At 65.1% G+C, this 15,048-nt stretch carries 15 protein-coding genes; 6 read left to right on the forward strand and 9 right to left on the reverse strand.

Going from position 1 to position 15,048, the window contains the following annotated elements:
* Window positions 1-2,175: 2,175 nt before the first annotated feature.
* From WI560_RS26655 to WI560_RS26685, 7 genes are all read right to left on the reverse strand, one after another.
* On the reverse strand, window positions 2,176-2,853 hold the full coding sequence (locus WI560_RS26655; RefSeq protein ID WP_375305578.1) for a hypothetical protein: 678 nt from the start codon (window positions 2,851-2,853) through the stop codon (window positions 2,176-2,178).
* 97 nt (window positions 2,854-2,950) lie between these two features.
* On the reverse strand, window positions 2,951-3,433 hold the full coding sequence (gene greA / locus WI560_RS26660; protein ID WP_375305579.1) for a transcription elongation factor GreA: 483 nt from the start codon (window positions 3,431-3,433) through the stop codon (window positions 2,951-2,953).
* Between the two features lie 58 nt (window positions 3,434-3,491).
* Window positions 3,492-3,977, reverse strand: a complete 486-nt coding sequence (locus tag WI560_RS26665) for a hypothetical protein (protein WP_375308917.1) — start codon at window positions 3,975-3,977, stop codon at window positions 3,492-3,494.
* Window positions 3,978-4,162: 185 nt separating this feature from the next.
* A complete protein-coding gene (locus WI560_RS26670) occupies window positions 4,163-4,504 on the reverse strand; it encodes a hypothetical protein (RefSeq protein WP_375305580.1) in 342 nt (113 codons plus the stop codon).
* A gap of 76 nt (window positions 4,505-4,580) precedes the next feature.
* Window positions 4,581-4,703: a hypothetical protein gene (locus WI560_RS26675; protein ID WP_375305581.1), complete on the reverse strand. Its 123-nt coding sequence runs from the start codon at window positions 4,701-4,703 to the stop codon at window positions 4,581-4,583.
* Between the two features lie 33 nt (window positions 4,704-4,736).
* Complete coding sequence (locus WI560_RS26680; protein ID WP_257196454.1) at window positions 4,737-5,255, reverse strand: hypothetical protein; 519 nt, start codon at window positions 5,253-5,255, stop codon at window positions 4,737-4,739.
* A 40-nt stretch (window positions 5,256-5,295) separates the two neighbouring features.
* Complete coding sequence (locus WI560_RS26685; RefSeq protein ID WP_375305582.1) at window positions 5,296-6,843, reverse strand: acetolactate synthase large subunit; 1,548 nt, start codon at window positions 6,841-6,843, stop codon at window positions 5,296-5,298.
* Between the two features lie 377 nt (window positions 6,844-7,220).
* Here WI560_RS26685 and WI560_RS26690 point away from each other — a divergent pair, with 377 nt between their 5' ends.
* A complete protein-coding gene (locus WI560_RS26690; protein ID WP_373569409.1) occupies window positions 7,221-7,718 on the forward strand; it encodes a L,D-transpeptidase in 498 nt (165 codons plus the stop codon).
* Window positions 7,719-7,924: 206 nt separating this feature from the next.
* A complete protein-coding gene (locus tag WI560_RS26695; protein ID WP_375308918.1) occupies window positions 7,925-8,740 on the forward strand; it encodes a DUF2927 domain-containing protein in 816 nt (271 codons plus the stop codon).
* A gap of 180 nt (window positions 8,741-8,920) precedes the next feature.
* On the opposite strand, the gene WI560_RS26700 is transcribed toward WI560_RS26695, so the two are convergent.
* The gene (locus tag WI560_RS26700; protein WP_375305583.1) at window positions 8,921-10,045 is read right to left on the reverse strand and encodes a pyridoxal-phosphate dependent enzyme; all 1,125 of its coding nucleotides are present in this window, start codon (window positions 10,043-10,045) and stop codon (window positions 8,921-8,923) included.
* Window positions 10,046-10,362: 317 nt separating this feature from the next.
* Here WI560_RS26700 and WI560_RS26705 point away from each other — a divergent pair, with 317 nt between their 5' ends.
* The 4 genes from WI560_RS26705 to WI560_RS26720 all read left to right on the forward strand — a co-directional run bounded on the left by WI560_RS26705 (window position 10,363) and on the right by WI560_RS26720 (window position 13,921).
* Window positions 10,363-11,619, forward strand: a complete 1,257-nt coding sequence (locus WI560_RS26705) for a GTP cyclohydrolase II (RefSeq protein ID WP_375305584.1) — start codon at window positions 10,363-10,365, stop codon at window positions 11,617-11,619.
* Between the two features lie 7 nt (window positions 11,620-11,626).
* Window positions 11,627-12,865 (forward strand): URC4/urg3 family protein, encoded by a 1,239-nt coding sequence (locus tag WI560_RS26710; protein WP_375305585.1) that lies wholly within the window; start codon window positions 11,627-11,629, stop codon window positions 12,863-12,865.
* Between the two features lie 135 nt (window positions 12,866-13,000).
* Entirely contained in the window at window positions 13,001-13,630 is a 630-nt protein-coding gene (upp, locus tag WI560_RS26715; RefSeq protein ID WP_375305586.1) for a uracil phosphoribosyltransferase, read from the forward strand.
* A 78-nt stretch (window positions 13,631-13,708) separates the two neighbouring features.
* Window positions 13,709-13,921 carry a hypothetical protein gene (locus WI560_RS26720; protein WP_375157100.1) on the forward strand — a complete coding sequence of 71 codons (213 nt, stop codon included), beginning with the start codon at window positions 13,709-13,711 and terminating at the stop codon, window positions 13,919-13,921.
* A gap of 12 nt (window positions 13,922-13,933) precedes the next feature.
* On the opposite strand, the gene WI560_RS26725 is transcribed toward WI560_RS26720, so the two are convergent.
* Window positions 13,934-15,046, reverse strand: coding sequence for a M48 family metallopeptidase (locus tag WI560_RS26725; protein WP_375305587.1), 1,113 nt, complete (start codon window positions 15,044-15,046; stop codon window positions 13,934-13,936).
* Window positions 15,047-15,048: the final 2 nt, after the last annotated feature.

Consider the following 15,048-nt stretch of genomic DNA (forward strand, 5'->3'; position numbering starts at 1 on the left):
AGACGTATCGTTAGTTGATTTTCAATCGACTGCGCGTCAATTCGCTCCGCGATCTACCAAAGCGGCGAGTTCCACAAGTTGCCGCTGGGACCAATTTGCTTCGGTCCACATGGTGGCAGAAACGCCAGGTCCAAGTGAGGCTATTGCGGCGGCTGATTTCGGATTGCCTCCAGTCCCTTCATGATCTGCCGGCAAGGTCTATCGGACCATCGCCAAGAGGGCACCTCAGGAACGCATCGCGTCAATCGCGTGGGCTATCAGGACCGCAACGCTGACGCCGATAAGGATAACGAGGACCCAATTCAAAAACACGTTCGCCTCCAACCCTTGGAATTGAACGCGAGCATTTGTGCACAGTCAAAAACAACCGGCCCAAATTATTAATTTCGGCTTGGGCTGAGGATTCAATGTAACTGTTGCGTCCGTTGTCGGCCCTATCGATGGAATGCCATGAATAGAAGAACCCCGACAACGCACGCCGCGAGTGAGAGCAAGTAAATATCCACGGCAAATCCCGACTCATCTCGAAGTGGAGATTTAAATGGGAACTCGCATTCTGCCCCGGTCAAGCCCAAAGCCTGCCAGAACAGTCGATATGCCCTGTAACCTGCCAGCTGCGGCAATCATGGCCCGGGAGCCTGAAAGTCTCTGCCGCGACACTCTAGCTTTAAATGGCCGATTTAAAACATTCCTCCGTGGGGAATTAAATATGTCCTATGGATTATCTTCGGGCCCGTCGCCATGGTCATCGGGGGCTGGTAAGCGCTCTCGGCGCACTTCACGGTCGTGTGCACGAAGCCATTTTGGCGGCCAGACGAAGCAATGCCGAAACAACGCGGTCCGATGCTGAGATGAGCGAGGGAGGTTTTAAATGCGTAGCCTAATTTTCGGGGTCGTGCTCGTTGCGCTAGCAACAATCGGATCTTCATCGTTTATTTCGGCCGCTCTTTCGGCGACGCGGGATGCGAAGTTCGCAACGTTCTCAACGCGGTTCGCGCCAGCAACAAACGTTCCCGCCTGCACTTTGCCCCCCGGGCCGCGGACCGGTTCGGGCGTGCGTTCTTAAGCGGCTGCTTTCCGAACCATGGATCGGCGCTCCGCATCAGGGCCTGGCACAGTTTCACGGTTGGAACGATGACAGCTGCACCCAGGGATAATTGCGCTTTCGCGCGTGGCTTGGGGATATTCTGCCAATAGGTCAAAGCATCTGCATTTTCCGAATCGACGTTCCATGGTCGCTCGCTCATGCGTGGTCGTTCGGGGGTGTAGGTGTGAGCCAGTTTCTATCGATGCTGCTGCTGACAACAGCCGTGGTTCTAACCGTCTGCTTCGGAGTGGCGGCCTGGCGCCTCTCTGACGAAAAGGACATTGACATCACTGGCCAGATCGCGCGCCAGTCGTATGGATGGAAAGGGGCGCCGGCCAGATAACCCTTTCACTTCACTTGCCTCCTGCGCGCTCTCTGGTCTGAAATGCCGTTCGCGTCGCTGGCACGGTCCTTGCCAATCCCGGCCTATCTTCACCGGTCCTGGCAGGGAGCCGTTTCGCGATGAAACAGAAATCTCGAACCTCAAAGCCGCAAAAGCCTACTTTGGCACACATAATCTCCGATTTGGTGAGATTGCTTAAGGCAGTAAAGGATCTTGAGGGCCTAAGAGAGAAAGTCCGGCTAGCAGAAGGCGCTCGCGTATTGCACTAAGCTTGGGGGTAGAGGCGCGCTATTAAATTATGCCTCGATCAGCGCAGCGATCTATTGATCGCAGACGATCAGTGGCGCGCCCGCCACGCCTTAGTATTTGGCGATGACGGGGCCGCCCCAGCGATAGTTCAACCGAGCCCGATGCTGACGCCCTGGCCGATCCGCCCCTGAAGGCGCATCGCTTGCCACGACGGAGGTCTGCTCCCTCCCGCTTGCGGGCGAGTTGAACGAGCTCGCGGCGATCCAACCTTCGTTCGTCGTCATTGCAATGACGTTATTGATGCAGTTACGCCTGGAACTCCATTCTCCTGCCCCGGCGCAGCGCAGCGCTCCTTCATCGGTGCGCTGCAGAGCCGGGCCCATGTCTCAGCGAGTGCCTGGCTTCCTGGGTCCCGGCTCAGCGCAGCAACGCTCACGCGTTGCAGCGCGTCCGGGACACAAATTAGAAAGATGCACCGCGCACGCCGCCTCACGCTTCAAGCAACCCGCTGTGGCCGCCACGCCGTGTAGAGACCGGCCAGGGTGCCGATGGCGACCAGCGCGGCCGCCAGCAGCAGCTGCAACTCCCCGTCATCGGTGGGGCCGACGGACGACACCAGCCGGGTCACGATGACGAACAGAATGCCAACGGCGGCCGCGGCTCCGATGCAGAGATAAGCCAGCTCCCGCGTCAAATTGCGGCCGAGAAGCCCGAGCGCCGTGAAATACATCGCGCAGGCGTTGGGATGAATGAACAAGGCGATGCGTGCGTAACGACCGTAGGCATCGAACAGCGACTCGCATCGGCGCAGGGCCGCCTTCGAGGCCACCCGCTGCAGGAACGGCCTGAAGAAGCGAGCCTGTCCGTAGCTGAGAACGGCGCCAAGGATGATGGCGAGCCATGCCGCGGTGAAGACGGAGCCGTCCACGGCCTTGGGATTGAGCGCCACGGACATCAGGATCAAGGCCGTTCCGGGAAAATAGCCGAAGTACGGGAACACCGCTTCCAGCAGCACGCAGACGAACATGAAGGCCGGAAACCATGCCGACCCGGTGGCGCCATGGACGATCGCGTTCAAGTCGAACAGGCTCGTCCTGTACAGAACGAGGTACATGCACACGGCAAGGCCGGCCAGCGCGTAGAACGGCAACGCTCCCGATAGAAACCGTCTCATCCAACCATCGCGCTTCGTTTGGCGGAGACGACGGCCTCGCGCTGTTCCGGATCATGCTTTAGGCGAATGAGATCGCTCCTGTCGATAGCGCGCATTGCTAGGCGATCGACAAAATCTCGATCTCCTGCGCGCCTGACCCGACGATATCGCCAACCGCCTTGCCCATCAGCGACCGCGCCACCGGCGCGACGAACGAGATCGTCCCGGCCTTCGGGTCGGCTTCGTCCTCGCCGACGATGCGATAGGTCTGCACGCGGCCGTCCGCGCGGCTGAAGGTCACCGTGCTCCCGAAGGCAACGATATCGTTCGACACCGGATCGGGAACGAGCTGCGCCGTGCGCAGCCGCTCCGTCAGATAGCGGGCGTCGCGCAAGGGCACGGCCGATTGCCGCCGCTTCTCGTTGACGTCCTCGATGGCTTGCGCGGTCTCATAGGCCTCGCGGGCCTCTCGAAGCTGCGTCTGCAACGCCTGCAGGCCGGCTTCCGTCACGAGGTTGGGATGCGGCGAGATCGGGCGATCCGGCAACAGCGTCTCGGACGCGGTCTCGGCGCTTTCTTCCTTGGTAAAGGCGACGCTCAATGCAACAATCCTGTCGAACCGTTCCGGGGCGGCGCCAGGCGACGCCGCTTGTCCCGGACTATATCTCAAGTTCGACGAAACGACGGAGCTTGAAGACGATATCCGGCAAGGCCTGGCGGAACCGCGTTGCATTCTGGAAGCTGGTCGAGAACGGCGCGAAGGTGATCATCGCGTTCCATTGCCGGTAGCCATAAACCGTGATCGAGGCCCCGGTCGCCGGAAAATCCTCCAGCTTGCGCAACTCGCCCAGCACGAGATCGGCGATCGCTTCGGCAGGCAGCAGCTGTCTGCCATCCCGGGTCGTGACGATCTTTGCAGGCTGCTCGACCGGCTCCATCTTGGCCGGTGCAGCGTCGGACGCATCCTCTTGCCGGATCGAGGTTGCCTCGGCGACGGGCGCGGAAACCGGTTCCGCTCCGTTCGCGGGCATTGTCGGCGGCGCCTCGGCGAGCGGCGGCGGTGCAACATTGTCTGCGCGCTTGTTGCCTCCGAGGATGCTGCTGATCATGGCCACAAGGCCAGCATCCTTCACGTCGTCGCTCATCATTCCCCCCGGCTTCGGCCTACTCTAGCACTGCTCCCGCAGACCGCCACCGGGGATCTGCGAGCGGAGTCCGCCGGGCAGAGGCGGTTCGTCGCAGACCGTTGGTCGGAGGGCCCGGCCGTTCGAAAGCCCCGTTCTTCGAAGCCACCAGCGGCGCGACGCCCAGCATCCCGCCGCGCGATCCGTCACCGCTTATCGAACGGAATATATTGATGGTACTGCTTGGGCACCGAGCTGCGATAGCGCGCGGGCACGGTGCCGGTGTCGACGGAGTGATCGATTTCCTGCTGCCGCGTCATCTTCTTCTTTGCCGGCTTCTTCGATGCGCTCTTCTTGGCGTCGGTCGGCTGGCTGGCGCTGTCGGTGGTCGCAGCCGGTGCCGGTGCCGCCGTCGTCGCCGGCGCGGTGGCTGTCGCCGCAGGCGGGGCGGTCCCGCCGGCGGCGGGCGCGGTCTGGGCCAGCGCGAGCGGTGTCTGCATGATGAGCGCCAGCGCCGCTGTCGCGGCCAGCAAGTATGACTTTTGCATCAGAACCTCCAGAATTGCCTGATCCCAACGGGCCAAAGCTAGGCCTGCGGCATCGACGCGTGCAAGTCTGTCAACATTAGGTCCGATCCCACACGAGAACTGTGGCCGAGATCACATTGCTCGCCAGTCCGCTGCCGGTCTCGGACGACACGGCGACCAGCAAGGTCACCGGCAAGGCAGACGGGTCGTCGGCGATCACCCGGAGCGGGTCCTGCCGGCATGAATGCGCCTGCTACCCCGCGACGCCGAGGCCGGCCTCCGCAAGCCGCGCCGCGAACCAGCGCGACAGCGTGTCGTCGGCAGCGCTGCTGACATAGACCTCCGACATCGTCACCCGGTCCTTGTCCAGCACCAGCAGCACGCCGATCCAGTAGGGAAACCAGACGTGGACGTCGGTCAGCGCCCTCAGCTTGTGCTGGTCGTGCTCCAGCGGCGTGTGATTGCTCGCCTTGCGGATCTCGACGGCGAGCAGATTGTTCGGGATCTCGCGCTGATGCACGACGACATCGGGGTAGATCGACTTTCCCAGATGATCGTCGGTCGAGATGATGGTGCCGTGGGGCAGATGCAGCGTGCGCTCGCCGAGCCGGTCGTAATTGCAGTCGACCGACCAGCCGGCGAATTGCTTCTCCAGATGCACGGCGAAGCGGTGCGTCAGCGCCCGCTCGCCGATGTCCTTCTCGAACAGGAAGCCCTCGTGGGCGTAGAAGTCCCTGACAGCCGCGACCACCTTGTTCAGCTCGGTCTGCATCGTGCCTCCGGGCTCTCGGCGCTCCGCGCTGCGTACGCCCCTACATCTGGACTTCGATCAGCCGCGGCCCGGGCTCGGCGACGGCTTCGGCCAAGGCCTTGTTGAACTCGTCGGCATTGGTGACGGCGCGGCCGGGCACGCCCATGCCCTTGGCCAGCGCGACGAAATCCAGCGTCGGACGGTCGAGCCTGAGCATGTCGTTGGCGCGCTGGCCGGGCTCGCCGGCGCCGACATTGTCGAACTCGCCGCGCAGGATCTGGTAGATGCGGTTGGCGAACACGATGGTGACGATGTCGAGATTCTCGCGGGCCTGGGTCCACAGCGACTGGATCGTGTACATCGCGCTGCCGTCACCGACCATGGTGATGACCTTGCGATCCGGGCAGGCGATCGCGGCGCCGATCGACAGCGGCGTCGAGAAGCCGATCGAGCCGCCCATGTTCTGCAGCCAGTCGTGGGGAGCCGCCGCCGCGGTCGGCGGGAAGAAGCCGCGGCCGGTGGTCAGGGACTCGTCGACCATGATGGCGTTCTCGGGGATCGCGCACGCGATCGCCTGCGCGATCGAGGCGAACGTCAGCGCGCCGGTCGGCTTGACCAGCTCCTGCAGGGCCTGCGGCTTGACGTCCCTGGCGCTGGCCTTCACCGCGCCGGCGAGCGCCTCGAGCGCGCCGACCGAGTTCTCGCCCCAGGAGGTCATGCGATGGACCTCGCAGCCTTCCGGCTTGAGCATGCTCGGCTTGTTCGGATAGGCGAAGAACGCCACGGGATCGTCGGACTCGACCAGCACGATGTGACGGAACTTGGCCAGCATCGGCAGCGCCTGTTCGATCACGTAATGGATGCGGTCGATCGAGAAGCGGCCGCGGCCGCGCGCCATCTTGGGCCGGAAGGTCGGGCCCATCACGGTGCAGCCGGTCTTGTTCGCGATGCGCTCGGCGAACGCCAGGCCCTGCTCGCTCAGCGCGCTGCCGGTCATCAAGAGCAGCGTGCCCTCGCCGTCTCCATGCAGGATCTTTGCGGCCTGCTCGACCGCCTGCGGTGAATAGCTCGCGCGCTGCTGCTCGGCCGGGACCTCGGCGATGCCGTCGGCCTCGTTCCAGGCGGTGTCGGCGGGCAGGATCAGGGTGGCGATCTGCGGCGGCGCGCTCTTGGCGGCGGCAATGGCCGCGGCGCCGTCAGCGGCGACCGATTTGGCATCCGGCGAGGTCCGGACCCAGGACGACATCGGCCGGGCCAGGCCCTCGATGTCGGAGGTCAGCGGCGCGTTGTAGCCAATGTGGTAGACCGCGTGCTGGCCGACGATGTTGACGATGCCGGAATTGGCCTTCTTGGCGTTGTGCAGATTGGCAAGGCCGTTGGCGAGGCCGGGGCCGAGATGCAGCAGGGTCGAGGCCGGCGTTCCCTTCATGCGGAAATAGCCGTCGGCCGCGCCCGTCACCACGCCCTCGAACAGGCCGAGCACGCAGCGCATGCCCGGCACGCGATCGAGCGCTGCGACAAAATGCATCTCGGAAGTGCCCGGGTTGGTGAAGCAGACGTCCACCCCGCCCTTGACCATTGTCCGCACCAGGCTTTCCGCACCGTTCATTCTTTTTGCTCCGCAACCGGTCGCTTCCGGCGATCCATGCGATCAATCATTGTTCGCGCGGCCCGTCAAAGCAAGAGCCGGCATCGCGGCCCTGCCCCGCAGGACGATGCGCGGGTTTGGCTAATGCTCCGTTCCGGTGGAGTTGGAACGGAGTCTGACGTTCTTGAGCAAATTGACGCGGTTGCCGATTTGGTGACACCATCCGTTAAGGATGCCTGCCTCACGGGCCCGTGGCTTGCGAAATGCCCGCAAATATGGCCTGTGGCTTTCGTTGAATCGATTTTTCTCTGGGGGAAGCAATGATCCGGTTTTTTGCCGCGCAGATCGCCGCAATGGCGCTCGTGCTGGCCGGCGCGGCCGACGCATCCGCGGCGGGAATGATAGACTTCACGGGCACCAGTTCCACCGGCTTTCTCGGCAGCGGCGCCAGCCCGATCCCCCGCACTACCGTCATGTACAACGGCAATTATGCGCCCGGCACGGTCGTGGTGAACACGGCCGAGCGCCGGCTCTATCTGGTGCTTGGGAACGGTCAGGCTCTGCGCTACGGCATCGGCGTCGGCCGCGACGGCTTCCGCTGGGGCGGGGTGCACAGGATCACCGCCAAGAAGGAATGGCCGGACTGGACGCCGCCCTCGCAGATGCTGGCCCGCCGCCCCGACCTGCCGCGCCACATGAAGGGCGGCATCGACAACCCGCTCGGCGCACGCGCGATGTATCTGGGCTCGACGCTCTATCGCATTCACGGCTCCAACGAGCCCGAGACGATCGGCCAGGCGGTCTCCTCCGGCTGCTTCCGCATGACCAACGACGACGTCAGCGATCTCTACAGCCGCGTCGCGGTCGGCACCCCTGTGGTGGTGCTGAACAACTGATGAGAGCCAAGCCCTCGTAGGGTGGGCAAAGGCGCGAAGCGCCGTGCCCACGATCTTTCCGATCCGGCCACAGATGCGTGGGCACGCTCCGCTTTGCCCACCCTACGCACTCTCACTCCCTTGCGACAGACAACGCCGGGGAACCGCGAGACCTGTGACCTTGCGCCCTTGTGCGCGCGGCGTGAATGCGGCAGCGTCGCAGGATGATGAGCGCATTGAATCCGTCCTCGGCTGCCCTTCGCTCCGCCCTGCTGGCGTTGGCGGCGCTCACGTTGATGCCCGACATCACGGTCGCGGCTGCCGCCGGTGAATTGCCCGCGGTCTCCGCGCGCCAGCGCGCCGAGAAGAAGAGCTTCACCGACGGCGAGATCGTCGACGGTTTCCTGAAGACGGCGTTCGGCGCCGAATATCACCTCGCCGGCCGCGTCGACCGCATCCGCAAGTTCGACGGACCGGTGCGCGTTTACGCCGAGAGCGACCGCGCCGATCGCAAGGCGCAGCTGGCCAAGGTCGTGGCCGACATCGGCAAGCGCGTGCAGCATCTCGACATCGCCATGACTGCGACCTCCGAAGCGGCCAATGTGCGGGTGAAGCTGGTACGCGATCGCGATGTCTACCGCACCCTCACCAGCTTCTACGGCGCCGCGAAGGCGCGCGAGATCCGCTCCTCGCTCGACCCGCAATGCCTGTCCGGCTTCCGCAAGAACGACAATTTCGAGATCGAGCATTCCGACGTGATCCTCACCGTCGACAACGGCGATTTCGTCTTTCTCGACTGCGCCTATGAGGAGCTGCTGCAATCGCTCGGGCCGATCAACGACACCACCAGCGTGCCCTGGACCATGTTCAACGACAACGTCTCGATGGGCTATTTCGACGTCTACGACCAGTACATCCTCAATCTGCTGTACGACCCCCGCATCAAGGCAGGCATGACCCTCGCCGAGGTCAAGGCCGTGCTGCCCGCCGTGCTCAAGGACGTGCGGGCGTGGGTGAAGCAGGTGAACGATCTGAAGGAGTGAGGTGTTGCTTACCCTCCCCTGGAGGGGGAGGGTAGGCTCACATTCGAGCACAGCGAGAATGTGAGCCGGGGTGGGGTGACAGTCTCTCCACCGAAGCGATGCCCGAGTGGAGAGATCACCCCGCTCGCGCTTCGCGCGATCGACCCTCCCCCTCCAGGGGAGGGTAAGCGGCATCCACCTCTACTGCACCAGATCGGCTACCGTCGTTGCCGCCTTCAACCCCGTGCCGGTGAGGATGACGACCGTGGTCTCGTTCGCCTTGATAGCGCCGGCGGCTGCGAGCTTGTCCAATGCGGCGGCCGCGCTGGCGCTGGTCGGCTCTGTGAACAGGCCCTGGCGCGCAAGGCGGCGCAGCGCGGCGACGATCTCAGCTTCCGTGAGCGCAATGGTGCCGCCGCCGCTCTCGCGCAGGGCGGCGATGATCTCGCGCAGGCGCAGCGGATGCTTGATGGCGGTGCCTTCGGCAATTGTCTTGCTCACCTCGCGCGCGACCGGCGTGTCGACGCCGGCCTGAAAGCTCGCATCGACCGGCGAGCAGTTGAGCGGCTGCGCGGCGAACAGCCGCGGCAGCTTCGCGATCTGGCCGGCCTTCTTGAGCTCGCGGAAACCGAAGGCGCAGCCCAGGAGACTGCTGCCGGCGCCGACGGGAACGATGATGTTGTCGGGCGCGCGAAAGCCGAGATCCTCCCAGATCTCGTAGGCGAGCGACTTGGTGCCTTCCAGAAAGAACGGCTGCCAATTGTGGCTGGCATAGAACGTCTGGCTCGACTGGCGGATGGCCTCGGCCTCGGATTCCTCGCGCGGGCCTTCGACGAGCTGCACCGCCGCGCCATAGGCGCGCACCTGCGCGATCTTGGCCGGCGAGGTCGAGGCCGGCGCAAGAATCTTCACGCGCATGCCGCCGGCGGCCCCTAAGCCCGCCATCGACGAGCCGCCATTGCCGGAGGAATCTTCGAGAATGGCCGAGACGCCGATCTGGCGGAGGAAGGACAGCATCACGGCGGAGCCGCGGTCCTTGAAGCTGCCGGTCGGGTTGAACCATTCCAGCTTGAACAACGGGCGCAGCTCGCCCCAATTTTGCTGAACCAGCGGCGTGCAGCCTTCGCCGAGCGTGATCGGATTTGCGATCTCGACCGGCAGTGCGGCCCGATAGCGCCAGAGCGAGCGCGTGCGGCTATCGATATCGTCACGCGAGATGCCGGCTCCCGGCGTCACCAGCAGCGGCGTGCGCTCCTCCGAGCACCAGCGCGGCTGGTCGAGGGGATAGAGCTGTCCGTTGCGGGGGTCGATGTAGCTGGCGGGCATGGGAGTCTCCGGGGGCAGAGCCGATCCGGTCGATATGTCCGAACATGCAGGTTTTATCCAGTCACCTGTTCGGGCCGCCGAGGCGCCGGACGCCCCCTTCAAAAATGACAGCAATTACATAGATATAGGAAACATTCTGGCGCCTCTCTTCGATCCCGACGAGCGCGGGAATGGGTCGCGGCCGCCGCGCACGATTAACTTGTCTGTCGCTCGCCGCGGTTACAATATGTTGGATTGAGCTTGCGCCGCCGGTTCGGCCTCGCAAGCGAGCCAGGCCCGTCCGAGCGGCGGGCCGTTGGCTTTTTGGGAGCCTGGACATGAGCCGCGCCAACCGTACCGACCACATCCGCCTGACCTCCCATCCGGAGCCGGGCCGGACCTCCGCCTTTCCGATCCACTGGGGCGCCACCGAGGCGCGCGCCCGTGGCCCGGTCATCGGCACGGTATCGCGCGCCGGCGATCGCAACGTGATCGGCAGCCATGGTGGCTCCTACGCGATGTACCGTGCGCTCGCGGTGTCCGCCGGCGCGCTCGATCCGATCCGCCGGCCCGACCTCACCAACACGTTTCCGGCCGCGACCATCGGCCCGTTCGAGCAGTGGCAGGATCCGGCCAAGATCGTCGCGCTCGATCCCTGGGGGCATCTGGTCGCCGAAAACTTTCGCCAGGAGATCACTGAGGGCGCGGACATCCGCCCGAGCATCGCGGTGACGCGGGCGCGGCTGGACCTGCCGGAAATCCGCGAGGCGCTCGCCGCGAAACGGCTGCGCGCCGACGGCGAGGTCGTGCACGCCAATGGCAGCGTCTCCGTGGTGAAGATCGCGATCGATCCGGTCTGGTACCTGCCCGGCCTTGCGACGCGCTTCGGCACTGGCGAGACCGAGCTGCGCCGCACGCTGTTCGAGCAGACCGCCGGCATGTTCCCCGAACTGGTGACGCGTCCCGACATGAAGGTGTTCCTGCCGCCGATCGGCGGCACCACCGTCTACATGTTCGGCGATGTGACGAAGCTGCCGGATCATCGCACCAGGATCACCTGCCGCGTGCACGACGAGTGCAACGGCTCCGACGTGTTCGGCTCCGACATCTGCACCTGCCGGCCATATCTGATCCACGGCATCGAGGAATCCGCGCGCGGCGCGCAGGAGGGCGGGCTCGGGCTCGTCGTCTACAACCGGAAAGAGGGCCGCGCGCTCGGCGAGGTCACCAAATTCCTGGTCTACAACGCGCGCAAGCGCCAGGAGGACGGCGACGCCGCTGCGGCCTATTTCGAGCGCACCGAATGCGTCGCCGGCGTGCAGGACGCGCGCTTCCAGCAATTGATGCCGGATACGATCCACTGGCTGGGGCTCAAGCGCATCGACCGCTTCCTGTCCATGAGCGACATGAAATACGATGCGCTGACCTCGCAGGGGATCGACATCGTCGAGCGCGTGCCGATCCCGCCGGAGCTGATCCCGGCCGACGCCTATGTCGAGATCGCCGCGAAGAAGGCCGCCGGCTATTATTCGACCGACATCGCGCCGGAGAAGGACGTCGATGGCGTGGTCGGACGTTCGCTGGAAAAATACTGATCGCGCGATGGCGGACGCTTTGGAACGACAGGCCCGCTCCCTGCTCAGCGCAGGAGCGGTGCGCGCGCGTGCCGGACAGATGCTCGATATCGGCCTTGCCGGCGGCTTGCACCACTTCACTGTTGATCTCGACCGCATGGATGGTGTCGCGGAAGCCGTGCTCGCGGTGACGCGACAGGCCTATCCGACGCTGGAGATTCCGTTCCATGCGCGCTGGCGGCATTTTGTGACCGGCGGCGTCGACCGCTGGGCGCGGCTTGCGGACGCTTCATCGTGGCCGGACCGCGCGGCACGGGCGCGGGCGGAATTCGACCTTGCCATCGTCAGCGTGCTGCTCGATGCCGGCGCGGGCGCGGCGTGGCGATATCGCGATGCTGTGACGGGACAAGCCATCGGCCGTTCGGAAGGACTTGCGATCGCGAGCCTCGACATGTTCGCGGGCGGCCTGTTCTCGGGCGACGCCCGTGGGCCGTTCAGGGCCGATGCGGAGGTGCTGGCAAGACTGCCGCTCGCCTCCCTCACCTCCGCCTTTCAGGTCAGCGATGCCAATCCGCTGCTCGGCCTCGAGGGACGCGTCGACCTGCTGCGGCGCCTGGGCACATTGGCGGCGGAGCGCGCAGACGTGTTCGGCCTGCGCGACACGCCACGGCCGGGCGGCCTGTTCGATCACATCGCGGCGCAGGCAAAGGGCGGCGCCGTTGCCGCGCCTGCGATCCTCGCCGCGATGCTGAACCAGCTCGGACCGATCTGGCCCTCGCGGCTCGAGCTTGGGGGCGTGCCGCTCGGCGATTGCTGGCGCCATCCCGCGATCAAGGCCGACGACGCAACGGCGGGCCTCGTGCCGCTGCACAAGCTGTCGCAATGGCTGAGCTATTCGCTGATCGAGCCGCTGCAGCGCGCCGGCTTCGACGTCACCGAGATCGACGGCCTGACCGGGCTGGCCGAATATCGCAATGGCGGCCTGTTCGTCGATCACGAGGTGCTGCGCCTGCGCGATGGCGCCGATGCCGGGCGCGCGCATGCGGTGGATTCGCTGCTGGTCGTGGAATGGCGGGCGCTGACGGTCGCACTGCTGGACCGGCTCGCCGACCTCGTTCGCGCCAAGCTCGGCCGCACGCCGCAGACCTTGCCGCTCGCCAGCATCCTGGAAGGCGGCACCTGGGCTGCCGGCCGCGCCATCGCTTTCGCCCGCCGTCCCGACGGCTCGCCGCCGCTCAAGGTGATCAGTGACGGCACTGTGTTTTAAAGCATGAACGAAGATTTGCGACCACTCGTGTCATTGCGAGCGCAGCGAAGCAATCCAGAATCCCTCCGCGGTGAGACTCTGGATTGCTTCGCTACGCTCGCAATGACGACTCGATGAATTTCAGGAGATTGAATCATGGAAGGCATCACGATCGTCGATCATCCGCTGGTGCAGCACAAGCTGACGCTGGTGCGGGACAAGTCCATCTCGACCAAATCGTTCAGGGAGCTGATCAAGGAGATCGGCATGCTGCTCTGCTACGAGGTGACGCGCGATCTGCCGCTCACTGACACCGTGATCGAGACGCCGTTGGCGACGATGCATTCGGCCAAGATCGCCGGCAAGAAGCTGGTGTTCGTGCCGATGCTGCGGGCCGGCACCACCTTCGTCGACGGCATGATGGACCTGGTGCCGACCGCGCGCGTCGCCCATATCGGGCTCTATCGCGAGCCGCACAGCTTTGCCGCGGTCGAGTATTTCTTCAAATCGCCGTCCGATCTCAGCGAGCGCCTCGCCATCGTGGTGACGCCGGTGGTCGCGACCGCCAACACGGCCGTGGCCGCCATCGACCGGCTGAAGGAGCGCGGCGCCAGGGACATCCGCCTCGCCTGCCTGATCGCAGCCCCGGAAGGATTGGAACGGCTGCGCGGACTGCATCCGGACGTGCCGATCTGGACCGCGGCGGTGGACGAAGGCCTCGACGACAACGGTTTTATTCTCCCGGGACTTGGGGATGCCGGCGACCGCGCCTACGGAACGCGATAGGTCTCTCGGCGGCGTTCCGCCGGCTTAGGAACAGCTTCGACCGCGCGCGGTTCTCCTGCTTTCAGCATGGAGAGCTCGATGACCTATCAGGACAACGACCGCAGGGCCGACAGAGCGCGCCGCAACAGCCCGGCCGGCTGGGCGATCGGCGCGATCTTCGTGATCGCCGTGATCGCAACCGTCTTCTTCTATAATGGGCGCGAGGTCGGACCGCAGGCGACGTCGACCAGTCCGAACAATGCGCCGAGCGTCACCACCGGCTCGAACGCGCCGGCTGCGCCGGCGAAGTGATCGGCGGTCCGCTCACACCTTCCCGCTGCCGCAAATCAGCTTCAGCGACTGCCATTCCCTGTCCGTCAGCAGCGGCGGGCCGGAGGCCGGGCGATCTTCTTTGGTCATGCGCGCGAGGCGGTCCTCGGTCGGCGGGTGGCTGGCGAGGATGGTCGTGAGCGTCGAGCCGCCTTCCTTGCCGGTGATGCGGAACATCAATTCGGCGGCGGGCTTCGGCGAGCGGCCGAGCTTGTGCATGACCTCGATCGCGAACGTATCGGCGGCAGTCTCGGCCTCGCGCGAATAGGAGGCTTCGACCAGGCTGCGCGAGGCGAAGATCACCGCGGACGAGCCGGTGACGTCGCCGAACAGGAGGCCGATCAGGAACGAGGTGCCGCCGTTGTAGATCAGCCCGCGCATGTTGTCGTAATGCTTGAGATGACCGAGTTCGTGCGCGAGGATGCCGGCGAGCTCGTCGGGGCTTTCGGCCTTGTCGAGCAGCCCCTTGAGCACGTAGACCTTGCCGCCCGGCAGCGCGAACGCGTTCGGCACCGAGGTCGGCAGCACCCCCGCGGTCATGGAATCGTCGTCGAGGCCGGCGGCATCCCGCAGGCGGTTGACGAGCTTGGTGAAGGCGGCCTTGCCGGCGGGATCTTCGCACGCATTGCGGCCGAAGATGGTCTTCACCTGCACTTCGGCGGCGTCGCCGATGCGCCGTTCGACGGGTTTCGGCACCAGCGGCGCCAGACGGTCGGCAGCGAGCGGCACGCCGAACAGAACGACGCAGACGATGGAGACGGCCGCGGCCACCGACCAGCCGACGATCTTTGCGACACCGCGGCGCGAGGTCATGTGCTCGTCGAGCCGCATGCAGCGCGCCGTCACGTCTGCCGCAAGCACAGCGTCGCGGATTTCCAGCCGCGCCAATGGCGGCGCGGCGATGCACGAAAGGCGCAAGATGCCGGACGGACTGTCGGCGCGGCGAATGTCGGCGTAAGCCCAGCGAACCGGCGCCCCACCCTCCTCGGCGATCTCGAGCGCATCGCCGAAAGTCAGCGTGACCTGCCGCCTGCGGCTCGACGTTCCGTCGAAGAAGATGGTCGGCTTCGCTGACTGCGCCGGCGTCGCGGCAAATGTTTCACTCACAG

The organism is Bradyrhizobium sp. A11 (genome assembly GCF_042077125.1).
GTDB classification, from domain to species: Bacteria; Pseudomonadota; Alphaproteobacteria; order Rhizobiales; family Xanthobacteraceae; genus Bradyrhizobium; species Bradyrhizobium japonicum_B.